We start from the raw sequence: 24,924 nt of genomic DNA on the forward strand, positions 1-24,924 counted from the left end.
AGGTCATACATTTACAAGGGGTAATTAAATAGCCCTGAAGGGCTTAAAAAGACGGATTTAAGAATATTAGATCTAATGACCCCCAACACTAAAAACAGCCCGTTTGTAGGCTTCATCAAGCACTTCTGAAAGGGTAGGATGGGTATGAACCGAGAAGACTAAATCATGGACAGATTGACGGTGATACATAGCATTTGCCGCTTCTTGAATTAAATCAGAAGCATGGAGTCCAAAGATATGAACCCCTAAAATTTCCCCCGTATCTTTACGATAAATCACTTTAGCCATTCCTTCAGTTTCTCCCTCCGCAATGGCTTTAGAATTACCCTTAAAATAGGTTTTTACCGTCGCAATTTCAAACCCTTCTGTTTGTCCCAATTCCTTCGCAGCAGGTTCATTTAAACCCACATAACTAATTTCAGGATGGGTAAAAGCAGCCGCCGGAATACTGCGATAATCCACCGCGCGAGGACGTCCGCAAATAGTCTCTACAACGGCGACTCCCTGGGCGGATGCGGTATGGGCTAACATCATTTTACCCGTAACATCTCCAATCGCCCATAAATGGGGAACAGGTTCACCTCCAGATAATACCTCTAAATGATCATTCGTAGGAATAAAACCGCCCCGAATAGGTTCAACATTCACCGATTCTAAACCTAAATTTTTACTCACCGGAATCCGTCCAGTGGCGACCAAACAAGCATCCACTTCTAGGACTTCTTCTACTTCTTTAGTTTTAGTATCGGCTAACTCAATAATAACCGGAGAACCCGGAGTTACTTTTAAGGCTAATTTCCCGACTTTAGTTTCAATATCCCTGGGATTAATTAAAACCCGTTGAGCTAATTTAGCAATATCAGGATCAAAAGTTGGCATTAATTGATCTAAGGCTTCAATCATGGTAACTTCACAACCTAAAGCCGTATAAATATCAGAAAATTCTAATCCGATATAACCACTTCCAATAATCGCAATCCATTGGGGTAGGGATGCTAATTTAACCGCATCATCACTGGTAAAAACTGTTTGATGATCAATCGTAATTCCTGGGGGAACAAAAGGCACAGAACCCGGTGCTAAAATAATATCTTTAGCGGTAATTGTTTTTTCTCCGTTAGTAGTTTCAACGGTAACTTTATTCGCCCCGGCAATTTTACCCCAACCTTGAATTACATCAACCCCTAACCGCTTCAAACTATTAGTCAAGTCACCCCGAAGTTTAGTGACAATATTATCAGCATGGTTAGCAATTTGTTCACGATCAAAACTGACTTGTCCTAACTGAATCCCTAAATTTTTTAAGTGATGGGTATTATGTAATTCTCTGACCCGTCCCGACGCCGCTAATAACGCTTTAGAGGGAATACAGCCTCGGTTAACACAAGTTCCCCCCATGTCCGCCGCCTCAATAATTGCGGTTTTCAAGCCACAACCGACGGCGTGGATAGCAGCACCATGTCCGCCCACTCCCGCACCAATAATCACTAAATCGTAATCCATAATTCTGTTACTACTCTATTGGGATTAAAAAATATTACCGTTTTCCCTGTCCCTTGCCAACTCAATAACCTTTACAAACCTAAAATTAGTTTGGTCTGCCCCCGGCTTTTTGCGGTAAGCTAGACTCGATTACTGTGTTTGTCATCCTGATTATAACATGAAAACCAAACTCGCAACTATTACATTAAGTCTGATTTTATCGGTACTTTTTCCTTTACAAAGTTTTGCTGGAACAGTTTTAGAAGATATCAAAAAAACCGGAGTTTTAAAAGCAGGAGTTCGACAAGATGCACCCCCATTAGGATTTGTTACATCCGATGGAAAGTGGGAAGGATATTGTATTGAATTAATGGATTTATTAGGAGAAAGATTGCAAAAACAGTTAAAACTAAGTAAACCCATAGAGGTACAATTAATTCCTTCAAATTTACAAAATCGCGAACAATTAGTCAGGGAAGGAAAAGTTCATTTAGAATGTGGCCCTAATACAATTTTGAGGAATCCAGAACCAGGTATTACTTATTCTGATCGGTTTTTAGCCACGGGAGTTCACTTATTAGTTAGACCGGATAATCAATCTTATATTCAACCATCGGGAGCTTTAGAAGCTATTTCCATTGGGGTTTTACCTGCATCCTTAACCCAACAGTTTATTAGCAGTCGCTATTCCTTAGCAAAAGTTGTAGAATACCCAGGAGTTGACGGTCGAAAAAATGCCGTTGAAGATGTAGTTCAAGGTCGTTTAAATGCCTTCGCCAGCGACGGATTATTATTAATTGGAGAAGTGCTCAGAAATCCAGAAATAAAACCTCAAGATTATGCTTTAATTCCCAAAGAACCCTTAACCTGTGAATTTTATGGAATGATTCTCCCCGCCGGAGATATGTCTTGGATTAATACGGTAAATTCCTTGATCTTAGTCGAAGAAACAGTTAATATTTTAACGGGATTATACGGAAAAGATTCAGACTATGTAAAAACCCTCGAAGCGGCTCATAATAAATGTTTACAATAAACCGGGAAAATTGCTAAGTCAGCCAACCACAAGGTTTAATCTTTAAACGGGTATCCTTGAAAATATCCAGGGATACCTCGATATATCCCCGATGATCGATATCAACTTACCCATGATTATTTAGTCGCTTTGATTCGTGAACAAAAAGGAGAACGATTAATTGCTAAATTAGAACTAGAACGAGATCAAGCTCAACGCAAAATTATTGAGGAGAAACCCAATAGTTTTGTCAACTGGGCGATCGCTTCTGTGTTTCGTTGGATTAATGCTGATTAGTATGGACAATAAACCTCAAACAGAACAGGAAAAAATGCTGGCGGGAGAATTATATCTCGGCAACGATCCAGAGTTAGTTTTAGGACGGAAACGTGCTTCTAAACTGACTCGTTTATATAATAGTACCACAGAAGATGAGTTAGAAACTCGTCAATTAATTCTCTTGGAATTATTCGATAAAATCGGAAATAATCTGTTCATCACTCCCCCATTTTATTGTGATTATGGCTGTTATATTAAACTGGGGAATAATGTTTACATGAACTTTAACTGTATTATCTTAGACTGCAATTATGTTGAAATTGGGGATAATGTTTTATTAGCGCCTAACGTTCAAATTTATGCCGCCTATCATCCAATTGATCCCGCATTACGCCTAACCGGAAAAGAATTAGCAGCACCGATTAAAATAGGTGATAATGTTTGGATTGGCGGCGGTGCAATTATCTGTCCAGGCGTAGAAATTGGTGATAATACCACCATTGGCGCAGGTAGCGTAGTGGTTGATAATATTCCTCCTAGAGTTCTAGCAGCCGGGAATCCTTGTCGGGTGATTCGGAATTTATAGGGAACGCCGGATCTGGGAACAGCCCCCCAAACCTCCGTGCACGGGGGGCTAGGGCGGGAGGGAACGCCGGATCTGGGGGAAAGAGTTTATCCCTCGATTCCTTGGATTAATCGGCTAATTTCTGGATAGGTTCCCAGTGTTGAATGTCCTGTAACAACGCCTCATATCCAGCAACATTGGGGTGTAAACCATCAGAACATAACCGAGATTTCCACCAATGTTCCCCTCGATCTGTCCAAATTTCTAATAAATCTAAATAGGGAATATTGCGATCTAAACAGGCGAGACGAGTGGCATCTTTGTAGCGAAATTGATCGGCTAAAGTATAATATAAACAGCCATGAAAGGGCATTTTACTTTCATCAACTGGAACCATTCCCACAAACACAACCTGACACATTTTTTCAGCTTGATCTAATAAATGATTTAGGGTAGTTTCAAAATGATCAAATTCCGTGTAATTGCGACCTTGAAACGATTGTACCCGCGCCGAATCATTTAATCCCACAGAAAAAATACTCACATCCGGTAAACGGTTGCGTAATTCTCCCCGATGGCGCAATTCTTGGTCAAGGCGATCGCAAACTTGAATCACCCGATTTCCCCGTACCCCCAAATTGTAGAGAATCGGGCCAACGCTCTCCGGTGACATCCATTGACGCCGCAGTCGTTCCACCCAGCCGCCCCCTTCAGGATCACCAAATCCATAGACGAGACTATCTCCTAACACCACGACTTTCAGAGGCTGACGTTGGGGCACAATGGACAAATTAGCTAGGGTGGGATTGATCGCTGCTTGCATTTTGCTGGAAAATCCTGATGGATGGACAGTTTACCCGGTCAGAATCGCAATTGGTTTCTACAGGGGGTTTATAAAAGTTAACATCTCAAGGGGCTTTTCACTAGATTCCCTACCTAAATATTTCGCAAATTTTTGCACTGATTGACCATAAGTTACTTGCAACTGGTATGCTCAATGTGAGTTCTGTCTTCTGACAGCCCATCGGCTTTACGACAGCACCGGGAGCATCTTCGCTCTATGACTTCAACCGAAAGATAACTAGCCGTGGAATCTTGGCTAAAAGCTGTTTGGATGTCCCAGGGGAATATTCCCTGCTATATATAAACTGAAACTGATTTGCAGGAGGCAACTTGCTAAATGCAAGGCTCTTTAAACGAAATTGATATTCGTAGTATTTTACAACTGATTGAGCTTGGCCAGAGGACAGGGGAACTCATGGTAGAAGCTTACAGTTCATCCCAGACGACGATGGAAATGGAACGCCATCCCATTCGTCTCACGGGACAGTGTTGGCTGGTTTTTTCTTGGAATGGTCGAATTATCTATGCCGGCCAAAGCGAAGGCAGTCTCCAGAGATTACGGGATTATTTACGGCGCTATCAAGCTGAAACCGTCCTTTCGGAGTTGGAAATTCCTTCGATCACATCGGTCAATGCACCGGAATACGGATATTTATGGGCGTTGTTAGAAAATCAAGTGATTACCCCAGAAATTGCCCGTAATATTATTCATTGTATGGTTCAAGAAACCCTATTTGATTTGCTAAGTTTACATCAAGGTGCTTTTATTTTTGAAATGGGATCGGGATTAGCACCCCAGTTAACCACCTTAGAAATTAGTCCCTTATTAGCCAATACTTTCAAACAAGTTCAAGAATGGAAAAAATTCCATCCCCATATTACTTCCCCAAACCAATGTCCTTTGATTACCGATCAGTCAAAATTACAAAAAACAGTCCGACCTAAAGTGTTTGAAAGCCTGAATCATTGGGCGGATGGTCAAACCTCAATTCGTCAAATATCCCGTTACTTACACCGAGATATTGTCACGGTGGCAAAGGCTATTTATCCCTTTGTACAACAGGGACTTGTACAATTGTTGGCTCTCCATCCTGAAAACGTTTTTAACGAGCCAGAACCTTTTACTGATAGGACTAGAACTCCGAGAATTGTTTGTATTGATGATGATCTAGTAATTCGAGAAAGCGTTGAAATTATTTTAAGAGAACAAGGCTATGAAGCCACAGCAATTGGCAACCCTTTAAAAGCATTGAGTTTAGTTTTTCAGCTTAAACCCGATTTAATTCTTTGTGATATTGCCATGCCCGAATTAAATGGGTATGAAATCTGTGCCATGTTAAGAAATTCTACCGCTTTCCGTCAAACTCCGATTGTTATGTTAACAGGAATTGATGGATTTATTGATCGACTCAAAGCTCGTATGGTCAGGGCAACAAATTATTTAACAAAACCCTTTGGAGATGCCGAATTATTAACATTAGTCGAAACCTATATTGGGCCAGGAAAAACAATAGATGCTTCTATTAATACAGATTTAGAAGATGAATTTATGACAGAGTTAGAAACCCTTTGACCTAATATAGCAATCCTAAATAGGTTGTAACATTTTAATGCTGATATGAAACAGCCAGAAGTATTATCTGGTGTTCCCTGTTACCTGTTACCTATTCCCTGTTACCTATTCGGCTATCAAGCTCCCGTACTATTGACGTATAATCGAAATAGAATCACATCTTTTGAGATACTTAGGTTTTCTTACACTCTACGATTAATTTGTAATGCAGCATAAACCTCGTTCCACTTGGACTCAAACCGCCAACCTGACTACAGGTAATTTGGGAGTTTCTAATGGAGAAGAAAAATGAATACAGTTATGGTTGTCGAAGATAGTGTCACTCAACGGGAGATGATTTGTGGTCTTCTCAAGGAAAATGGGTTACAAGTCAGTATCGCCACCGACGGTGTGGAAGCACTTGAAGAAGTGCAAAAAAACCCCCCCGATTTAATGGTGCTAGATATTGTTATGCCCAGGATGAACGGCTATGAACTCTGTCGTCGCCTAAAATCCGATCCCAAAACCCGAGATATTGCCATTGTCATGTGTTCTTCTAAGGGGGAAGAATTTGACCGCTATTGGGGGATGAAACAGGGGGCAGATGCTTATATTGCTAAACCCTTTCAACCCAGTGAACTCATCGGAACCGTTAAACAGTTACTTAGATAATAGGTGAAAAATAACCATGGTTGGGAATTCTGATTTTTTAACCGGGCAAGGAACAGACAGTCCAGAATTTCAAGAACTGGCAACCCCCGAAGGCGAACCCCATCTTCGCTTTTTCGTCCCTTCACGGAATGAATTTGCCATTCCCGCCATCGGGATTCGGGAGGTACTCTTTCAATCGCCAGATCGGATGACCCCGATTCCTAATGTTTCCCCCCTGTTGCTGGGAACCTTCAATCTCAGGGGTCGAGTGATTTGGGTCGCTGATTTAGGGCAATTTTTAGGGGATGCAACCCCCTTAAATACGGATCGAACAGAGATCCATGTTATTGCCGTTGAAGATCAAGACATTATATTAGGATTAGCTGTTGATGAAGTCAATGACATGGCATGGCTTGACCCTGATAAAATGCAAATGCCCACCCAAGTCAGTGATAGTATGACTCCTTTTATCAAAGGAGAGTGGCAAGTTGGAACTGAAGGCAGCGTCCTGCGACTTTTAGACCAAATTGCAATTCTGCGATCGGCTCGTTGGGCAACGTGACCAGCTATCAATCGGGTTTATCCCATAACCATTGAGGAAACCGACTATCAATTGATTATAAAACTGTTTAAGCTAAAGCTTTTAACCTGGGAAACCCAAAAACTCCACCAGAGGTTTTGTCATCCTAATGTTAAATCTCCAATCCTCACTCACCCAGCCCAGGGTAGGGATTATTAGAAAATCTACTACAGACCGGATTACATCCTTATAATCCGTGTTTCTACATCGAAATCTTAACTATTAAGCACGAGCAAAACTAAACTTGAAAGTCAAAAGGGGAATCGCTCATGGCAACAAGCACAGACTTCCTACAAGAGTATCAGCAAACCGAGGAAGCATACTGTCAAGGGAATTATGAACAAGCGGCGGCGCTGGTTTATCAACTGGTAGAAGATTATCCAGAAGATCCATCTGCCCGTCTTCTCTGTGGTCATATCTATGGCTACGGGTTGCAACAGTATGATGTAGCCCGTGAGCAGTATGTCGCCGTCATCAACTTAACCCATGACTCCGAATTACTCGAACAAGCCCATCAAGCCTTAGCCGATACTGACCAATACTTAATAGAATCTCCTCCGGGTAGTTTCGAGGATAGCATTGATTCCCCAGAAATTTTTAATGCCTTGGTAAACGAAGAAATCGAGGGCGAGGAAATGGATTTAACCCAGGATTTAGATTGGCTCCCAGAAGAAACCAATGGTTCATCCAATGGCACATCCTCCATACCTAATTTAGATTTGGAATCCGCCGATACTCATGGACTGAATGGGTCATCCACCGAAGAAACCCTGATGGATTTTAATGATTTGCAGGATGATAACTTTGATTTCCAAGACTTAGACGATGCTGACTTGGATTTATCCACTTCTGATCTGGATGCTTCCATCGGTTTGGGGTTCAATAATTTAGAGGATGAACCCGATTATGTAAAATCCAATGGTAGTCAATCTCCCCTAAGTTTCACCGGAGATAATCCTTTTGCTTCGGGGGGCGACTTAGAGGAAGGCACAGAAATTTTAAACCCCCTAGACCCGGAAAATTCTTTCACTGAATTAGAAGCCGATCCGTTTACACTGGAAGAAGATGAATCCCTGTCGGTGCCAAACTTTGCCACCGATGAATCTAGCACCAGTGATATTGAACAGTTAAGTGGGGATTTATTCTCTCCCGAGGATGAGTTAGATTGGCTCGATTTCCCAACCGAAAACCCCGAAGACGAATCGGATTCAGTCCACTCACCGGAAACTCTGAATGGGTCATCCCCGGATTATTTATCTCAACCGACTCAATTCCTCGAATTCGATAGCTTCGATGACGATGAATTGGGGGGCTTAAACAATCCAGAGGCCTATGAATCTCATCCGGCAGATCAAAGAGAACTCAACGGTGCTAATCATGAGTCCTCTAGCCCATCCCGTGCCGTGGGTACAGCTTCCTCAAGTTTTGAGGCAGAACTTGACGATATTTTTGCCCCTTTAGAAGATGCAGCCGATTCAGATGGATCGTTGTCACCAGATGAACACCCACCCCAAAATGGTTTCGTCTCGGTCAAGGAAACTTCACCCTTTCAGGAAGATGAATTTGACCCTGATTTAGATTCAGCTTTTAGTTTTTCAGATGAACTCTTCGTTAATGATGCCGATGATTCTGTTTCTCTACCCCCGAACACTCCTAATATGAAGGCTAACTATAAGGTTTTGGATGCTGAAGAAAGCAACGAAGAAGAAACACTATTAACCAATAATAATGCGGTCAATGATTCCTACTTGTCTGATCCCGACGACTCTGGCCCCTCAAGGAGTGTGAATGGTGCTTTCAGTTCCAATTATGCTGATGCGGAAGAAGATGAAGAACCAGATGATCTGGTTTTTGATTCGGCAGATATTCCCAATAGTTTTGATCTCGATCCCGATGAAGATACCTTTGGAAATTCCTTTGATGTCACGGTTGAGGCCAATGATACCAATGGCCGTTCCCAAAATGGCAAGGTGGTGGCTCAGACCCCCAATGATTTCTTAGAGGATTTTGAAGAATTTGATGATATTGGGGATTTTGGCATCACCGACAGTGGAGATAATGACCTGTACGTTGATTCAGATTTTAGTAGCGTCGATAGTAAATTTGGTAATACCGCCAGCAATAGCACCCTCGATAGTGATAGTTCAGCGATTCAGGATGATGAGATTTTTAATACTGCCTACGCTGCATCGGCTGTAACCACCCTAAGCCCGGATTTGGGGGAAGGGATAGATACGATGGTCACCACAGAGCAGGGGGTATTCTCTTTCTTGGAAAATGCTTCCTTGAAACGTAAACCCTTATATATGGCACTGGGGACGGGACTGGCTACCCTGGTTTTAGTGGCAACGGCTACCAATATTTCGACTCGTACCGCCTCCTTAAATAATAAGTCCGAAGTCGTAGACTATCTACGAGGTACAGGATGGCTGTTGACCGCCGTAGCTGGGGGAACCAGTTTTCTGGCGACCTGGGGATTGGGTCGGATCAGTGCCCAACAAATTGCTAAGGCTACAGATGACTTACAAGCTCAATTTGATGCGATTAGTAAGGGGAACTTAGATGCCCGCGCCACGGTTTTTGCTGAGGATGACTTTGGCAAAATGTCCTCTAAATTTAACCATGCAGCCCAATTTATTCAAAGTATTACCCGAGAAGCCCAACGCAAAGCTAAGGAACAAGAAGACGCTAGAGATGATTTACACCGTCAGGTGATTCGGCTTTTGGATGACGTGGAAGGGGCAGCCCGGGGAGATTTAACTGTAACCGCAGAAGTGACGGCAAACGTTTTGGGAGCGGTGGCGGACTCCTTTAACTTAACCATTCAAAACCTGCGGGAAATTGTGGTACAGGTGAAACAAGCCGCCCGTCAGGTCAGTAAGGGAGCTACCGATAGTGCTACCTTTGCCAAGGATGTCGCCGGGGATGCTTTCCGTCAGGCGGAGGAACTCGCTGCTACCCTCAACTCAGTACAGGTACTGACCGATGCCATTCAACGGGTGGCTGAAAGTGCTCGGGAAGCCGAAGAAGTGGCTCGGTCGGCGGCAGCCTTGGCCACTAAAGGCGGGGAAGCGGTACAAATGACCGTGGCGGGGATTCTGAAAATTCGGGAAACCGTAGCAGAAACTAGCCGAGAAGTCAAGCGTTTGGGGGAATCTTCTCAGGAAATTTCTAAAATTGTCGGGCTTATTTCTCAAATTGCCTCCCGAACTAACTTACTGGCTTTAAACGCTAGTATTGAGGCAGCTAGGGCAGGAGAAGCGGGTAAGGGATTTGCGATTGTTGCGGATGAAGTCCGACAGTTGGCAGATAAGTCGGCTAAATCCTTAAAGGATATCGAACAAATCGTGATGCAAATTCAAAGCCAAACCAATACGGTGATGATGGCGATGTCCCAAGGTCATCAACAAGTGATTGAGGGGACTCGCCTCGCGGAACAAGCTAAACGAGCACTCGATGACATTATTCAAGTGACCAACCGGATTGATGTTCTCGTCCGTTCGATTACGGCGGATACCGTTGAACAGAATGAAACTGCCCGCGCCGTCGCCCAGGTGATGCGAGCGGTGGAACATAGTGCCCAAGAAACTTCCACTGAAGCCCAAAAGGTATCCAGTGCCTTAACTAAACTCGTGGGTGTGGCACGAGACTTGCTGACATCGGTAGAACGCTTCCGTGTCGATTCCTCGGAGAAAGCTTAGGGAGCAGGGGAAGCGGTTTTGATAACTAATGACTAATAACTAACTGATGACTGATGACTGATAACTGATAACTGATAACTGATTACTGATTACTGATATGCAACTCGAACAGCAACAACGGATTATGGGCTATTTTATTGAGGAGGCGAAAGACCACCTCAATACGATTGAACAGGGATTGCTCAATCTGCAAGCGACGATTGAAGATCCAGAATTGCTCAATGAAGTTTTCCGAGCGGCTCACTCGGTCAAGGGTGGGGCGGCGATGTTGGGACTTAATAGCATTCAACAAACGGCTCACCGTTTAGAAGATAGTTTTAAAATTCTTAAAGAAAACCGTCTTCCGACTCAATTTATTGATCAACAATTAGAATCATTATTTTTACAGGTTTTTGATACATTACAAGCCTTAATTGATCAGTTATCAGGGCCCTATGGCTTAACGGAAGAAGCAGCCAGTGCTATTTTGAAGGATGTCGAGCCTGTTTTTGAAGCTTTAAATTATCATATAAAAGTGGTTCAACAACAGGGGACAAAGCGATCGCCCGAAGTGGAAACCGGAGCCCCGTCCTCTGTATCTAATCGCCCTATTCCTACGACCGTTATATCTAAAGAATCTCCTAGTAGTGCGAAGGATTTGGTATTTCGTAGTGATATTCCCGAACGTCTGAGGGAAATGTTGCAACAGTTCAAACAGTCAGAAACCCAAAAAACTCGTCAAGGGTTAATCGAAACCTGTCGGAGTTTAGCTCGGGCTGGGGAACTCTTTGAGTTGCCCAATTGGGTTAAGTTTATCGAGATCCTAGAAAAAGTGATTGCCAATCCTGATAATCACTATCGGAGTCTAGCACCGATAGTGATTAAATCAATTAAAGAAGCCCAAGAACTGGTTTTAGTGAATCGAGAGGGAGAAATTGTTGTAACAGAAGGAATTACAAAACTTTTGCCTAAGACGGTTATCTCTGCAAAAACAGATAAAAAAACTAAATCGTCGCCTCCATCCACGTCCGCCTCTAAAACATTTCCAAGTCAATCTAAACCCCCTAAAACTACGACGGAGACAGCCACAAAACCGGGTCAATCGAAACCGGAGAATGGTAAGAAGAAACCCCCTAAATCCGCAACACCGAATAACTCTTTCTCCGATGTGAACTGGTCAGATTCAGCAACAAACCCTAGTAATACCCCACCCCGTTTACAGAATGGCCCAGAAATTACTACCGAAGAATATAACAGTCTCAGAGACTTATTTGAAGGTTTAGATCAATGGGAAAATGAGGTGAATGAAGAAGTCCCCACGTCAACGTCCCCATCCTTGGCAACCGAAACAGAATCAATGTCAGGGGACTTTTTTGATTTGTTGGGAGACGAAAAACCTGAGTTCAATCAGCCAGAAACGTCGAGCCATATACCCCAAATTCAACCCGGGAAAACCCAACAAAATCCAGGTTTAGTGACTTCTGGAGCCGATGATGATCTGGCAAGTTTCTTTGATCACCTTAGTGATGGGGACTCCGCCATCTCAGAAACGGGAACCACAACCAAGCCGACATCGGTAGAAACCAAACAGCATGACCTTGTAGATGGTTTTGGGGATTTATTCGATGAGTTGTTAATTAATCCCCAAGAGGGGATGCCATCTGCCCGTTCTGCCGACCTTTCCCCGACTCAAATTACGGAGTTATTGGAAGATGCAGAAAATTTAGATGATCTATTCGATCAGTTTGACCCCCAAATTCAAACCAGTCAGGAAAGCGACAGCAGCACATCGGGTCAGATCAATGCCCAGGAAGATTGGTTTGAAGAACTTTTACAAGGGGAACTCGAAGAAGCCCCAGATATGGTCTGGGATCAGCCAAGTACCCATGAACTCCCCAAAACGTCCCCAAAATTAGAACCAGTAGCCACGGTGCAGACCACCCTAGAACTGCCGGAGGATGATTTTGCCAGTTTGGATGCCTTACTCAATTTAGGAGGGGTAGAGAGTCAACCAACGGCTGCTGAAACGACGGTTGCAGATGAGGATTTCTTGGATTTAGATCAACTGCTCCATACCCCTGTGGCTGAACCCCTAACACCTAATCCTCCTAAAAATATTAAGTCTCAGACCGCCCGCAAAGCCGTAAATACAGAATCACAACTTTCGGAGGAGGATTCCGAATTTAATGATTTAATCCGATTAATTGAAGATGCTCCTCCTCGATCTCGTTCCACAACTCCTCCTAGGGGGACGTTTGCCAAACCCATTACTGAACAAATTGTTAAGGTTCCGGTCAAACAACTTGATGGTCTTAGTAACTTGATGGGGGAACTGGTAGTTAACCGGAATAGTTTGGAACAAGACCAAGAACGGATGCGACAGTTTTTAGATAACTTGCTGCATCAGGTTTCTTTGTTAGGAGATGTGGGTCAACGGATGCAGGATTTCTATGAGCGATCGCTCTTGGAAATTTCCTTACTGTCCCATCGTCGCAAACCCTTCTGGTTTTCTGACAGTGCCTCGATTCATGATGATGATCCCAATAATGATTTGGACTCAACAGAACTGGATCGGTTTACGCCCTTCCATACCCTGTCCCAAGAGATTATTGAGTTAATTGTGCGGGTACGGGAGTCGAGTGCAGATATTGGATTTTTAGTCGAAGAAGCCGACCAAGTAACTCGGGAGTTGCGACGGATTACAACAGCCTTGCAAGAAGGCCTAAATCGCGCCCGGATGGAACCCTTTGGCAGTGAGGCGGATGCCCTGAAACGTCCCGTGCGGGATATTTCAATTAAGTGTGGGAAACAGGCGGAGTTATTTGTTGAGGGTCGAGATACCTTAATTGACAAAATGTTACTGGGTAAACTCCATGACCCCTTAATTCATTTGGTTAATAATGCCATTACCCACGGGATTGAACCGGCGGATGTGCGGACGGCGGCGGGGAAATCTGCCGTGGGTCGGATCTCGATTCGGGTATTTCACCAAGGAAACCAAACGATTATTGCGATTTCCGATGATGGGGGCGGCATTGACGTGAATCGGGTTAAAGATAAAGCTATTCAGAAAGGCATCATTACCGCCGAGGATGCTGAAAGTATGAGTAACCCAGAAATTTATGATCTGTTATTCCTACCCAACTTTAGTACCAAGGATGTGGCGGATGAATTCGCGGGTCGAGGGGTGGGGATGGATGTGGTGCGAACCAGTTTAACCGATATTCGGGGCGTGATTACAACGGATTCTAACTTGGGACGCGGGACGACGTTCACGATTCGTTTGCCCTTGAATATGAGTATTTCCAGGGCGTTGTGCTGTGTGAGCGATCGGGTTCGGATTGCTTTCCCGATGGACGGGGTAGAAGATATGATTGACGTTCCTCGGGAACAAATCCGCGTCGAGTCCGATGGAAGTAAGATGTTGGAATGGCGGGGTACAATTTTGCCCCTACGTCATTTGCGGGAACTGTTGACCTATCATCGTCATTTGGGTCGGGGGAATGTCTATGGTGCCAGCACTGAAGAAGACATGATTTCGGTGATTATCCTGCGGTCTTCTAATAGTTATTTGGCGGTACAGGTGGATCAAGTGTTGATTGAACAGGAAATCGTGATCAAACCCTTGGAAGGGCCAGTGCCGAAACCGATTGGGATTGCTGGGGCGACGGTGTTAGGGGATGGTCAAATTGTAGCGATCGCCGATGTCCTAGAACTGATTGATTTGGCCATGGGTCGGATTCGTCGGGATGCTTCGGGCAAAATTTGGCAAATGGGCAGTGCCACGGCTGAACCTGTGGTTCAGAAGTCGGAACCGACGGTATTAATTGTGGATGATTCGATTACGGTGCGATCGCTGCTCTCGCTTACTTTTGAAAAATCCGGTTATCGAGTCGAAGAAGCCCGGGATGGTAAGGAAGCTTGGGAAAAACTAAAATCGGGTTTACCCTGCGATATTGTCTTCTGCGATATTGAAATGCCCCGGATGGATGGGCTGGAATTATTATCTCGGATGCAAAAAGATCCGGCACTAACGAATTTACCTATTGCGATGTTAACGTCTCGCGGTGCGGATCGTCACCGTCAAATGGCTTTTAATTTGGGAGCGAGAGGTTACTTTACGAAGCCTTATTTGGAGGAACAATTATTGGAAGCAGCCGGACGAATGTTACAGGGTGAAGTGGTGGGAAATACCGTCGTTGCTGCGGGGTAAAACCTTGTCGCATGGGTAATAATTTATTACAAAATATTAAGCTGTATTGCAAAGCGTCACAACTACCGAGGGAAAAATGGTTTCCAGGTGGGGGTTTGTGATACCATCACTCATGAATAAAAAGACAAGATAGATTGGGGGAAGACCGTTGACACTACGGGTTGCTGTTGTTGGTTCTGGCCCTGCGGGTGCTTCCGCGGCCGAGACGCTAGTTAAAGCAGGTATTGAAACCTACCTGTTTGAACGCAAGCTGGATAACGCCAAACCCTGTGGTGGGGCGATCCCGCTTTGTATGATCAGTGAGTTTGACTTACCGGCTTACGTCATTGATCGGCGGGTGAGAAAGATGAAAATGATCTCTCCCTCAAACCGTGAGGTTGATATCTTCATTCAAAAAGAAGACGAATATATTGGAATGTGCCGTCGGGAAATTCTCGATGGTTTTATGCGTGATCGCGCTGTCTCTCTGGGGGCGATTTTAATAAATGGTACTGTTCATCAATTAAAAATTCCTCAAACCAATTCCGCACCTTATGTGCTCCATTACCATGATCACAGCACGGCTGAGGGTGGCGTGGGTACACCGAAAACCCTAGAGGTGGATGTAGTCATTGGGGCGGATGGGGCTAACTCCCGCATTGCTAAAGCCATTGATGCTGGGGATTATAATTATGCGATCGCTTTCCAAGAGCGCATTCGGATTCCCGAAGATAAAATGGCCTATTACGAAGATCTGGCGGAAATGTACGTCGGTAACGATGTTTCCCCCGACTTCTACGCTTGGGTATTCCCCAAACATGATCACGTTGCTGTGGGCACTGGGACAATGAAACCCAACCAAGCCATGATCAAACAATTGCAAGCGGGAATTCGCGCCCGGGCTGCTCACCGGATTGAAGGCGGTAAGATTATTAAAGTCGAAGCTCACCCCATTCCCGAACATCCCCGTCCCCGTCGGGTTGTGGGACGAGTGGCTTTGGTGGGAGATGCCGCCGGGACAGTTACCAAGTCCTCTGGAGAAGGCATCTATTTCGCCGCTAAGTCAGGCCGGATGTGTGCGGAAACTATTGTGGAACGCAGCAATAGCGGTCAACGCATTCCGACGGAAGCGGATCTGAAGGACTATATTAGACTCTGGGATAAGAAATATGGGATTACTTATCTGGTGTTAGATATTCTGCAACGGGTCTTTTATCGGACGGATGCGACCCGTGAAGCCTTTGTGGAGATGTGTTCGGATAAGGATGTGCAGAAGTTAACTTTTGATAGCTATTTGTACAAAACCGTTGTTCCGGCTAACCCTTTAACACAGATGAAAATTACCGCCAAAACCCTAGCGAGTTTGTTACGCGGCAATGCGTTAGCACCCTAATTAGTTATCATTGATCATTGTAGAGGCGTGCCATGGCACGTCTCTACTGATTATAAGGAGAAATTAAGTATGAGTCCAACAAATCCGTCTGAAAACCAACTAAATGCCACGGAGATTTTACAATTAGTACAACAGGAAAAAACAGCAACCTTGAGTCATTTAGTTTCAAGTGTTGTTCATGAAATTAATAATCCCTTGGGGTGTATTGCTGGGAATATTACTTATATTAAAGATTATGTTAAGGATTTATTGAATTTAATTGAATTATATCAAGAACATTATCCTAATCCGGTGGATGAAATTACCGATGAAATTGATTCTATTGATTTAGAATATTTAATCGAAGATGTGCCGAAATTGTTATCTGCCATGGAAAATGGCGCAGAACGGTTACATCAAATTAGTAATTCTTTACGGACATTTGGGCGGTTTGAGGGCGATCGCCAAGTGTTATTTAATATTTATGATGGCATTAATAGTGTGTTATTAATGTTAAAAAGTCGCTTCAAAGGCACTAAAATCAGGTCTCCGATTGAAGTTGTTAAAAATTATGGGAATATTCCTGAAATTAATTGTTATCCAGGGCATTTTAATCAAGCTATATCTTATTTAATTAATCATGGGATTAATTCCCTAGATAAAAAAGCAGAAGCTCACCCTTCCGATCCTGAATTTAAACCTACAATTACTATTAAAACCGACTTAAACCAAGATTCTGTACTTTTATCAATTCAAGATAATAGTTTAGGAATATCTGATGACGTTCAAAATGCAATTTTTGAGGATTTATTAATTACAAAACCTGTATTACAAGGAAGTGGAATTGGTTTATCGGTGAGTCGTCAAATCATTGAAGATCGGCATCAAGGCAAAATTATCTGTCGGTCATTGGTGGGAACTGGAACAGAATTTATTATTGAACTTCCTCTGTCGTTATGAGTTAATAATAACAAAATTTTACGAGGACTTGAATTAGAAGGCTACCCTGGATGTGGTAAGACATTTATTGCTAGAGCGATCGCCAAAGAATGGCATATTCCTCAAATTAATTTTGAAATTTCTCGTTAAAACCAAAGAGAATAAATTATGCTCAAAATTACCTTAACCCCCGAACAAGAACAATTTTTACAAGCCCAACTCAAAACTGGAAAATACAATAACCCCCAAGAGGTAATTTCTAAAGCCTTTAAGCTGTTAGAAAAAGAAAATAAAACCGAATTACTTGCTAATATTCCAGCCAGCGCATCAGCTAAAAAGATCCTGACAGAAAAGATTAAAGAGTTTAGGGATAACCTAGAAAACACTCAAAACCAACCCCTAAACCCCGAACGAGAAAAATTGAGTCGAGAAGTAAAAGAGCTATTCGATAAAACTCAATCTATCCCTGGGATTGGAGATATAACCGAGGAGGAAATAGCCGCAGAAATAGAAGCCTAGGTGAAATCCTATTAATCCCTTAAATCCTTGTTCATAATTTGTGTGAGTTCAGCAATTTTTAAAGCTAAGGAATGAAAATCTTTATAAGCATTTTGTACCGCTTGAAGATGAGCACCAATTGCTCCATCGGCAGGTTTCAGGGCGAACATCGGTTTATGGGCTTCTTGCGCCAAAGGCATAAGGCTTTGATAATGTTTGAGTAAAGCTAAACAATTCGGGTCATGACTCAATGCTAATTCAGGATTTTCTGCTTCTCCTAAAACCGCTTGTCGATAAACATTAGGAATGCGATTCATCCAGCGCTGATAGGCTTTTACTGGACGATCTAATCTAACCGAATGCTGTAACAAAACATATCCGACTGGCTGCATTTGACCCGAAGGAAGTTGTAAATCGGATACCGGATTTTTTTCTAATCTTTCTTGCCACTCTTGTCGCCAACGTCTTAAAGTGGGGCCTAAATTTTTCAATCCTTGTAGGGAGAATAAATCGGGCGCAATGGGAACAACAACATAATTAGCCGCAATTAAAGCTGCACGGTTAATCGCGCCTAAATTGGGGCCAAGATCGGTTAAAATCACATCAGCCTGATGGCTTTCGGCGGTGTATTGTAGGAGTCGCCAAAAGGCAGAAATTACTCGAAAAGATCGTTCTTTCCTATCCATACATCCCGGCCATTCTGAGGAGAGATCATCTTCAAATCCAGATAACAATAAATCTCCTACTAATAGTGCTAAGTTATCTTCGATTAATTCTAATTGCGGAGAGGCAATATCTCCAATACCACGCACAAGCGGTTGAACACACCGAAAAACTGTATTGGGTTGAGAGTTTCCTTCCCAAATTTCTTCTAAGCGATCTTCATCTAAAAAAGCCGCCGTGAGATTGGCTTGCGGATCTAAATCAGCAGCAACAACTCTTAATCCTAAATTATTATACATCCAAGCTAAATGATAAACAAGGGATGTTTTTCCAACGCCGCCTTTATTATTGAAAAAAGCAATAATGGGAATAGTCATAAATGTCTCCGAATCACAGCTAAAATACAACTCTCTTCAACGGTAAATTCTGGGGGAGGATTACCATTTTTTTGGAGTTCTTTTTGGGCGATAGAAATTCCCGCCCCAAATCGTTGTACATAACCTAAATTTTTCAAAACTTCTGCTAAATTAGGATTACGATAATCGGTAATTCCGGGTTGACCAAAGTTTTGACGGGTTACTTGTCCAAAGGGGCCACCTGGATTTTGAATTTCAATGCGATCGCTAAACCATGTAATTCTAACAGGTGCATTAGTCGATTCATAGGTTCGATGTAAAACTGCATTTCGAGTTAATTGTTGTAGCGCAACTAAAGGATAATCTGGCTGCTTAATTTCTAAAGGTTGAGTGATAAAATCAGAAGCTACTGAAATATTAATCTGTAGGGTTTCATCCAACTGTCTTAAGATTTGTGAAATCGATCCAGTGAGTTCTTTTTGATCTTTAGTCGGATCAGTTAACTCCGTTCCTTCGATTCTACGGAATTGAATATAAGCACCCGGAATAAAATCTCTAGGTTCTTTTCCAATGACTAAAATTCCTAAATTTGTGGGTTGAATGGGAGGATCAAGACGATGAATAAATCGCACTGAAGCCAGTTTTTGTTCAGTCGTTCTTTGATTTTGTTCTAGGATATCTGGGGGTAAACTAGCGGGCAAATATTCTTGTTGAAATAGGTTTAAATTAAAATCATCTAAACTAGCAGAGGATAAGGGTTGAATATCAAAGGGTAAATCTCTGAAACGCCGTTTTTCTGATAGGCGACGTTCGTCGTCGGCACTAGCGGTGCAGCGACTTGGCCCTACTCGTGTCCAAACCCGTCCGTTATAGCGTACAGGAGGCGCATAGGAAGGTTCTACAATAATAACGGCTAATTTACATCCAGCTATAGTTCGTTTCTGAACTATCATTGTGGGAAACGGTAGGAAATTGCCAAGCATACCAGAAAGTTTTAATAACAATTCATCTGTGATAGCCAGATTAGCACAACTACTATCATCATTAACCCCAATAAAAAGTACCCCAGGTTTTTGATGATTAGGTAAGTCATTAGCAAACGCACAAATTGCTTGCCTAATTTTGTCCCTGTCTGATGGGGATGCTTTACGTTCTACTCGATCTGATTCTAGATCCTTAAGCAGCTTTTCTAATTCAGCGTCATCCATTTTTAGGCGATTTTAAGATATTCTATTGATTAATTATAAACTATTTTTTTAAAAAATCAAACACAAATGATAAAATATTAACTGAAGTCAACGAGAACTTTAAAATGACTCAAAGATTGCGTGTTGTTGCCCGTGTTATGGCATTACCTAATCAGGTAGAAGCGTTAAAAGTGTTATTATTAGGGTTAGATTCGGTGTTATGACCGGATTTTATAGGGTTTAATTGTTAAGATTAAAAATAGGATTTAAGTCTAAAATAAAACCCTTTAAAATATTTTCTCCTGATAATTGATCAGGGTTTTGTAAGATTTCAATAGGTTGATTGATTCGATATATTTCTACTTTTTTTTGAATGGGATCAATTAGCCATCCTAATCCTACCCCATTTTGTTGATATTCTTTCATTTTATTTTGCAGCGTGGTTAAACTATCGGTTTTTGACCGTAATTCAATCACAAAATCTGGATAAATAGGGGGAAACTTTTCTCTTGCTTCTGGGGTTAATTTTTGCCATCTTTCTAGTTGTATCCATGACCCATCGGGAGAACGATTTGCGCCATTAGGGAGTTTAAAACAGGTAGAAGAATCAAAGGTAACTCCGGTTTTATCTTGTTGACTCCAGGTTTCTAACTGAAACAAAATAGAAACATTTCTTCGTCCTGTTTCTCCTCCCGTTGGTGGCATAATTATTAAAACTCCATCAGCAGTTTTTTCAAATTGTAAATCTCTATTTTCGCTACAAAGTTCAAAAAATTGTTCATCGGTTAAAGTATGAATAGAGGGTAAATTGAGAGTTAATATTTCCACCATAAAAGTTACCCTTTTGGGGACTATTAAAAGATGATTTAATTATAACTGTTTTTAGTGGAATTACCAATAGTATTATCAACAACTCCCCAAATTCCTGATAAAATTATCCAACTCAAGGTATTTACTCTAAAATCAAATAAACTGACATCAAAACAGTTAAACAAAATTAATCCTAAAAACGTGATTAAATAGCTATAATAAATTAATCGCTCTGAAGGATTAGTTAAGCTATTTGTTAAGAATAAAAATCCTTGACTTAAAATCCAACATATTATTCCCATAAAAAATAGTGTTGTGGGGATTCCAATTTCAGCAAACATCATTAAAAATAAATTATGGGGATGACCTAACCAAACGTTCATTTTAGCTTCATATAAAGGCGTAAAATTTCTTAATCCCCATCCGGTTAACGGTCGAGTTTGGGCTAAATTTAAGGCAAATTTCCATTGGGTAATTCTTAGAGTTTCTACCGGACGCACAAAATTTTCATCGGTAATTCTTTGCCAAAAATAAGCGGGGATAATCATTCTTAACCCGTCTTTAATCGGAGAGGGTGCAAAAGCTGACCCGAAAACGGCCGTTACTCCCGTAGTCACTAATAAGATTAACCACCACCATCCTAAATATAAAGCATAAGCTAAACTTGATAATACTGCTAATCCCCAAGCATTACGAGAATTAGTTAAAATTAAGTCAATTGCTGTTAATAATAGTGTGATAATTAATAGTATAATTTTCTGATTTTTATTCAGAATAAAAATATCATATTTCTCGGCTTTGTTTTGCCATTCTTCAATTAATAATCCTAGGGTTAATGTGAAAATAATTATTAAATATGCTGCGAAAATATTAGCATACATAAATACCGATGACATTCGACCCACCGGGTTACCATTTAGTTGTAAACTCCAACCTAAAATTCCCTGTAAAATATCAATTCCCGACCAGCTTAAATATTGTTGTCCGAGTCCCAAAATTATCACGGGAATAGCACCAAATATCATTAACCATGATAACTGTCGCAATTGACTAGGGGTTTGGATAATTTCACTTAACCCCGCAAACATAATAAAATAGGGAATAAAATTAAATAAACCCAGAAAAGACTCCAGGGAATTATTCGCTAAAATAGAAATAATAACTAATAAAATACTTAAAATAGCTAACCCTTGGTTAACGGGATTTTTCCGAATTGATTGAAATTGACGTTGATAACTGAGAATCATTCCCAAAAAAATAGAAATGCTGCCAAATATTGGTAAAATAGGTAATAAAAATACCCCCCATTGTAAACAATTCCAAGGTAATTGTAACCGTCGTTCTGGGTGGGGTAAAAGTATTGATTGCATGGGTTAAAATCAGTCAAAAAACCTTAAATCAGTATTAAGAATAAGCCCAATCTGAACGGGTTAAACGAATTTGTGCTAAAGTAAATATGGTGGGAATAATCCGCGCATAATTGGTAGAAATTGCTCGCCATCCTAAGTCAGCAACTAACCACGTCCATAATAACGGCCCCAGGAAAGAAAATACACTGCGAGTTACGCCATATTTTGTCGCAGTAACGGCCATTCCTCGGTTTGCTGTTTGAATAGCAACATAATTTTGAAATTGAGTTGCTGCGGTTGCGCCTCCTGTGATTAAGGCTTCTTTTGCTACTTGATATTTAGCAAAATGTAAAGCAAATTGACTGGCTATTTGTCCTAAAATTATCGGTCGGATAACAGAATTAACTGCTACCAAACTTCCAGCTTTAAATAACCATCCTAACGGATCTTTTTGGGCAGAAATTGGTAAGGGTTGTAAAGGTTTTGTTTCGGTTAATGCTTTTTGAACTTTTTGGGTGAGGTTGGTTTGTTCTGACTGGGGTAAACGTTTCCAAGCTTGACCTAAAAGATGTAAAAAAACTTCCGCTTCTAAATCAGCCGTTGACAGGTTTTTTGCATAGGGAATTTTCAAATAACGACAAACTTGAATTAACGCTTGGCGGTAAGTCACCTGTTGAGTTTTTCCCCGTAAAACCGTTACCCCATCGGCGGCGAGATAGCGAAAACGCTGTTCTAAGGCGTCTAACCAGGCTTCCCGGTCTTGACTTTGAACGTCGATGGGGGTGGGAGTTTGTACATAGTCTAAAGGGTTCAAACCCCGACTAAACAAGAGTTTTGTTAACTGTTCTAACTCATCTTCTGTTGCCAGTTCTAATCCAGATCTAAGTTCGTCCAATGTTGATATCCTCCTCAATTGGGAGTTTTTCCGTTTCCTATTTTACTACTATTTGGGAAAATCTCTTATCCCTGATCAGTAAATCCTGTTTTATGAACAATTGATCATTAAATCCCCTGAAATTCATTATTATTCTTTTTGCTCAACGGGTTTAACTGTTACATTTAATTGTAAACCCATTGCATTAAGCCAGGAAATAAATGTATAAATTTCTTCAGCTTGACTTTGAGATAACATCTGATCTAGCTTTTTATAAAGTTGATGAGCTTCTTCGGTTAACTGATGATTTTGTAAATACGCATCAACAATATCTTTAAATGCAGCTTGAAGTAATTCGGGTTCAGGTTGATTATCTTCAATCTCTAAGATTACTTCTAAATAGCCCGCAGCACTAATGGGATCTTTGAGAGAAGAAATCAAATATTCATGATAGTTTTTACTTGTGGCAACTTTCAGTTTGTTCATAATTTCTCCAGTATTTCTTGGCTTTTTTAATATCTTCTTTTTGAGAACTTTTATCACCCCCACAAAGAAGTAATATAACAGTTAAACCAATTTGTCCAAAATAAATGCGATAACCCGATCCATAATCAATCCTAAATTCATATACTCCTTCTCCTACTGAGCGATAATCTCCTAAATTTCCAAGTTCAACTCGCCTTAGTCGTTTCTTAATTAGAGATACTCCTCTAATATCCTGAAAAGCATCTAGCCATTCTTCAAAGGGACTTGTTCCATCAGGTTTTAAATAGGTTTTTACTTGCTTAGGTTGAACTTCCATAATTTTAACACAACCCATCAGATTACAACTTTCATTCATTTAGAATATCAGGAATTAGCAATATACACTTATAATCTAAGAAACTAAAGTTCAACAATACCCATGAATTCAATCATATTTGATGTCGCCGTTATTGGTTCTGGAGTTTCGGGTTTAACCTGCGCTCAAGAGTTACAAAAAGCCGGATATAAGGTTATAGTTTTAGATAAATCTAGGGGTGTGGGAGGACGGATGGCGACTCGACGAGTATCAGGAACTCGTGCAGATCATGGGGTGCGTTATTTGGAACCGAAGGGGGAACTATTACAACAGTTAATTCAAGATTTACAAACTCAGGAACCCTTAGAAAATAAATTACAACTTTGGACAAATACCCTCTATGAGTTTAAACAAAATCAACTCCAACCTCAAGCTATTTCTCAACCCTATTATATCATGCCTTCTGGCATGAATACCGTCGGAAAAATTATGGCTGAGGGCTTAAATATTCAGTTGAATAGTAGAGTTGAATCTGTGACAATTACAACAGAAAATAATTGGCAATGTCATATAGAATCAACTGATAAAAACAATCCAGAATTGCCTGAAATAGTAACGGCAAAATCTCTGGTTATTGCCATTCCTGCCCCCCAAGCCTTGATGTTATTAGAATCGTCTGATATTGAGTTTGAATCTATTTTTTTAAATCAGATAAAATCAGTTGAGTATGATCCTTGTATTACGGTAATGGCAGGTTATTCTAAAGAACATAATCCAGATATTCTAAATTGGAAAGCGGTCACTTTCTCCGATGATTCCATATTAGCTTGGGTAGGAATAGATAGCAGTAAACGCTCACATCCTACCCAGCCTGTTTTTGTAATTCAAAGTAATAGTATTTTTGCTCAACAATATTTAGAAACAACTGATTTAAACGCCGTAGGACAAAAATTAATTGATCAAGCTGCAAATACTTTATTACCCTGGTTAGATACCCCTGAATGGATACAAATTCATCGCTGGCGTTATGCCTTTTGTCGAACACCTTTAAGCGTTTCCTGTTTAACAAATATGACTCCATTACCCTTAGTTTGTGTGGGGGACTGGTGTGGCGGAAATCAAATTGAAGGAGCGTTAAAATCGGGAATAGATGCCGCCAATTGGTTACAAAATCAACCCCATTTAAAACGGTAAAAATATAGACAGATGCCGCAACTGCCATTACCCATTACCCATTACCCATTACCCATTACCCA

22 protein-coding genes are annotated in these 24,924 nt (G+C 41.4%); 13 read left to right on the forward strand and 9 right to left on the reverse strand.

Going from position 1 to position 24,924, the window contains the following annotated elements; genetic code table 11:
• Positions 1–72: 72 nt before the first annotated feature.
• On the reverse strand, positions 73–1,503 hold the full coding sequence (gene lpdA, locus NMG86_RS24265) for a dihydrolipoyl dehydrogenase (protein WP_026795300.1): 1,431 nt from the start codon (positions 1,501–1,503) through the stop codon (positions 73–75).
• 157 nt (positions 1,504–1,660) lie between these two features.
• On the opposite strand from lpdA, the gene NMG86_RS24270 reads away from it, so the two are divergent.
• The 3 genes from NMG86_RS24270 (at position 1,661) to NMG86_RS24280 (ending at position 3,362) form a co-directional block, all read left to right on the forward strand.
• Entirely contained in the window at positions 1,661–2,518 is an 858-nt protein-coding gene (locus tag NMG86_RS24270; protein ID WP_026788059.1) for an amino acid ABC transporter substrate-binding protein, read from the forward strand.
• A gap of 129 nt (positions 2,519–2,647) precedes the next feature.
• Positions 2,648–2,794 (forward strand): hypothetical protein, encoded by a 147-nt coding sequence (locus tag NMG86_RS24275; RefSeq protein ID WP_158295764.1) that lies wholly within the window; start codon positions 2,648–2,650, stop codon positions 2,792–2,794.
• Position 2,795: 1 nt separating this feature from the next.
• Positions 2,796–3,362: a sugar O-acetyltransferase gene (locus NMG86_RS24280; RefSeq protein ID WP_026788060.1), complete on the forward strand. Its 567-nt coding sequence runs from the start codon at positions 2,796–2,798 to the stop codon at positions 3,360–3,362.
• Positions 3,363–3,468: 106 nt separating this feature from the next.
• On the opposite strand, the gene NMG86_RS24285 is transcribed toward NMG86_RS24280, so the two are convergent.
• A complete protein-coding gene (locus NMG86_RS24285) occupies positions 3,469–4,164 on the reverse strand; it encodes a GDSL-type esterase/lipase family protein (protein ID WP_026788061.1) in 696 nt (231 codons plus the stop codon).
• A gap of 357 nt (positions 4,165–4,521) precedes the next feature.
• Here NMG86_RS24285 and NMG86_RS24290 point away from each other — a divergent pair, with 357 nt between their 5' ends.
• From NMG86_RS24290 to NMG86_RS24330, 9 genes are all read left to right on the forward strand, one after another.
• Positions 4,522–5,757, forward strand: a complete 1,236-nt coding sequence (locus NMG86_RS24290; RefSeq protein WP_026796691.1) for a response regulator — start codon at positions 4,522–4,524, stop codon at positions 5,755–5,757.
• Positions 5,758–6,045: 288 nt separating this feature from the next.
• Positions 6,046–6,408, forward strand: a complete 363-nt coding sequence (locus NMG86_RS24295; RefSeq protein ID WP_026795306.1) for a response regulator transcription factor — start codon at positions 6,046–6,048, stop codon at positions 6,406–6,408.
• A 16-nt stretch (positions 6,409–6,424) separates the two neighbouring features.
• Positions 6,425–6,949 carry a chemotaxis protein CheW gene (locus tag NMG86_RS24300; RefSeq protein ID WP_026788064.1) on the forward strand — a complete coding sequence of 175 codons (525 nt, stop codon included), beginning with the start codon at positions 6,425–6,427 and terminating at the stop codon, positions 6,947–6,949.
• Between the two features lie 287 nt (positions 6,950–7,236).
• Positions 7,237–10,668: a methyl-accepting chemotaxis protein gene (locus NMG86_RS24305; protein WP_026796692.1), complete on the forward strand. Its 3,432-nt coding sequence runs from the start codon at positions 7,237–7,239 to the stop codon at positions 10,666–10,668.
• Positions 10,669–10,765: 97 nt separating this feature from the next.
• Entirely contained in the window at positions 10,766–14,860 is a 4,095-nt protein-coding gene (locus NMG86_RS24310) for a hybrid sensor histidine kinase/response regulator (RefSeq protein WP_026788066.1), read from the forward strand.
• Between the two features lie 148 nt (positions 14,861–15,008).
• Positions 15,009–16,232 (forward strand): geranylgeranyl reductase, encoded by a 1,224-nt coding sequence (gene chlP / locus NMG86_RS24315; protein ID WP_026796693.1) that lies wholly within the window; start codon positions 15,009–15,011, stop codon positions 16,230–16,232.
• A gap of 69 nt (positions 16,233–16,301) precedes the next feature.
• Positions 16,302–17,171: a sensor histidine kinase gene (locus NMG86_RS24320; RefSeq protein WP_052338582.1), complete on the forward strand. Its 870-nt coding sequence runs from the start codon at positions 16,302–16,304 to the stop codon at positions 17,169–17,171.
• Between the two features lie 15 nt (positions 17,172–17,186).
• The gene (locus tag NMG86_RS24325; protein WP_272944390.1) at positions 17,187–17,300 is read left to right on the forward strand and encodes an AAA family ATPase; all 114 of its coding nucleotides are present in this window, start codon (positions 17,187–17,189) and stop codon (positions 17,298–17,300) included.
• An 18-nt stretch (positions 17,301–17,318) separates the two neighbouring features.
• Positions 17,319–17,669, forward strand: a complete 351-nt coding sequence (locus tag NMG86_RS24330) for a ribbon-helix-helix domain-containing protein (RefSeq protein WP_026796694.1) — start codon at positions 17,319–17,321, stop codon at positions 17,667–17,669.
• Between the two features lie 11 nt (positions 17,670–17,680).
• Here the strand turns inward: NMG86_RS24330 and NMG86_RS24335 are convergent, their stop codons facing one another.
• The 7 genes from NMG86_RS24335 to NMG86_RS24365 all read right to left on the reverse strand — a co-directional run bounded on the left by NMG86_RS24335 (position 17,681) and on the right by NMG86_RS24365 (position 23,689).
• On the reverse strand, positions 17,681–18,688 hold the full coding sequence (locus NMG86_RS24335; RefSeq protein WP_026796695.1) for a ParA family protein: 1,008 nt from the start codon (positions 18,686–18,688) through the stop codon (positions 17,681–17,683).
• The gene (locus tag NMG86_RS24340; RefSeq protein ID WP_026796696.1) at positions 18,685–19,875 is read right to left on the reverse strand and encodes an ATP-binding protein; all 1,191 of its coding nucleotides are present in this window, start codon (positions 19,873–19,875) and stop codon (positions 18,685–18,687) included. Before NMG86_RS24340 ends, NMG86_RS24335 begins: the two co-directional genes overlap by 4 nt.
• A gap of 219 nt (positions 19,876–20,094) precedes the next feature.
• Complete coding sequence (locus NMG86_RS24345) at positions 20,095–20,685, reverse strand: Uma2 family endonuclease (protein ID WP_026796697.1); 591 nt, start codon at positions 20,683–20,685, stop codon at positions 20,095–20,097.
• 35 nt (positions 20,686–20,720) lie between these two features.
• On the reverse strand, positions 20,721–22,034 hold the full coding sequence (locus tag NMG86_RS24350) for an O-antigen ligase family protein (protein WP_026788072.1): 1,314 nt from the start codon (positions 22,032–22,034) through the stop codon (positions 20,721–20,723).
• Positions 22,035–22,068: 34 nt separating this feature from the next.
• Positions 22,069–22,908: a YaaW family protein gene (locus NMG86_RS24355; RefSeq protein WP_026795310.1), complete on the reverse strand. Its 840-nt coding sequence runs from the start codon at positions 22,906–22,908 to the stop codon at positions 22,069–22,071.
• Between the two features lie 129 nt (positions 22,909–23,037).
• On the reverse strand, positions 23,038–23,373 hold the full coding sequence (locus NMG86_RS24360; protein ID WP_026795311.1) for a helix-turn-helix domain-containing transcriptional regulator: 336 nt from the start codon (positions 23,371–23,373) through the stop codon (positions 23,038–23,040).
• Positions 23,345–23,689 (reverse strand): type II toxin-antitoxin system RelE/ParE family toxin, encoded by a 345-nt coding sequence (locus NMG86_RS24365; protein WP_026788075.1) that lies wholly within the window; start codon positions 23,687–23,689, stop codon positions 23,345–23,347. The genes NMG86_RS24360 and NMG86_RS24365 overlap by 29 nt, the downstream gene beginning before the upstream one ends.
• A gap of 102 nt (positions 23,690–23,791) precedes the next feature.
• On the opposite strand from NMG86_RS24365, the gene NMG86_RS24370 reads away from it, so the two are divergent.
• Entirely contained in the window at positions 23,792–24,862 is a 1,071-nt protein-coding gene (locus NMG86_RS24370) for an NAD(P)/FAD-dependent oxidoreductase (RefSeq protein WP_043938961.1), read from the forward strand.
• Positions 24,863–24,924 lie beyond the last annotated feature (62 nt).

Source organism: Planktothrix rubescens CCAP 1459/22 (assembly GCA_904830895.1).
Taxonomy (GTDB): Bacteria; Cyanobacteriota; Cyanobacteriia; order Cyanobacteriales; family Microcoleaceae; genus Planktothrix; species Planktothrix agardhii.

What these genes read in the sequence shown, in the direction of transcription:
- NMG86_RS24310 (WP_026788066.1), top strand. Translation starts at nt 10,766, where the DNA reads ATGCAACTCGAACAGCAACAACGGATTATGGGCTATTTTATTGAGGAG.
- NMG86_RS24350 (WP_026788072.1), bottom strand. Translation starts at nt 22,034, where the DNA reads ATGCAATCAATACTTTTACCCCACCCAGAACGACGGTTACAATTACCT.
- NMG86_RS24305 (WP_026796692.1), top strand. Translation starts at nt 7,237, where the DNA reads ATGGCAACAAGCACAGACTTCCTACAAGAGTATCAGCAAACCGAGGAA.
- NMG86_RS24335 (WP_026796695.1), bottom strand. Translation starts at nt 18,688, where the DNA reads ATGACTATTCCCATTATTGCTTTTTTCAATAATAAAGGCGGCGTTGGA.
- NMG86_RS24300 (WP_026788064.1), top strand. Translation starts at nt 6,425, where the DNA reads ATGGTTGGGAATTCTGATTTTTTAACCGGGCAAGGAACAGACAGTCCA.
- NMG86_RS24270 (WP_026788059.1), top strand. Translation starts at nt 1,661, where the DNA reads ATGAAAACCAAACTCGCAACTATTACATTAAGTCTGATTTTATCGGTA.
- NMG86_RS24320 (WP_052338582.1), top strand. Translation starts at nt 16,302, where the DNA reads ATGAGTCCAACAAATCCGTCTGAAAACCAACTAAATGCCACGGAGATT.
- NMG86_RS24330 (WP_026796694.1), top strand. Translation starts at nt 17,319, where the DNA reads ATGCTCAAAATTACCTTAACCCCCGAACAAGAACAATTTTTACAAGCC.
- NMG86_RS24285 (WP_026788061.1), bottom strand. Translation starts at nt 4,164, where the DNA reads ATGCAAGCAGCGATCAATCCCACCCTAGCTAATTTGTCCATTGTGCCC.
- lpdA (WP_026795300.1), bottom strand. Translation starts at nt 1,503, where the DNA reads ATGGATTACGATTTAGTGATTATTGGTGCGGGAGTGGGCGGACATGGT.
- NMG86_RS24345 (WP_026796697.1), bottom strand. Translation starts at nt 20,685, where the DNA reads ATGGTGGAAATATTAACTCTCAATTTACCCTCTATTCATACTTTAACC.
- NMG86_RS24365 (WP_026788075.1), bottom strand. Translation starts at nt 23,689, where the DNA reads ATGGAAGTTCAACCTAAGCAAGTAAAAACCTATTTAAAACCTGATGGA.
- NMG86_RS24370 (WP_043938961.1), top strand. Translation starts at nt 23,792, where the DNA reads ATGAATTCAATCATATTTGATGTCGCCGTTATTGGTTCTGGAGTTTCG.
- NMG86_RS24295 (WP_026795306.1), top strand. Translation starts at nt 6,046, where the DNA reads ATGAATACAGTTATGGTTGTCGAAGATAGTGTCACTCAACGGGAGATG.
- NMG86_RS24360 (WP_026795311.1), bottom strand. Translation starts at nt 23,373, where the DNA reads ATGAACAAACTGAAAGTTGCCACAAGTAAAAACTATCATGAATATTTG.
- NMG86_RS24280 (WP_026788060.1), top strand. Translation starts at nt 2,796, where the DNA reads ATGGACAATAAACCTCAAACAGAACAGGAAAAAATGCTGGCGGGAGAA.
- NMG86_RS24340 (WP_026796696.1), bottom strand. Translation starts at nt 19,875, where the DNA reads ATGGATGACGCTGAATTAGAAAAGCTGCTTAAGGATCTAGAATCAGAT.
- NMG86_RS24290 (WP_026796691.1), top strand. Translation starts at nt 4,522, where the DNA reads ATGCAAGGCTCTTTAAACGAAATTGATATTCGTAGTATTTTACAACTG.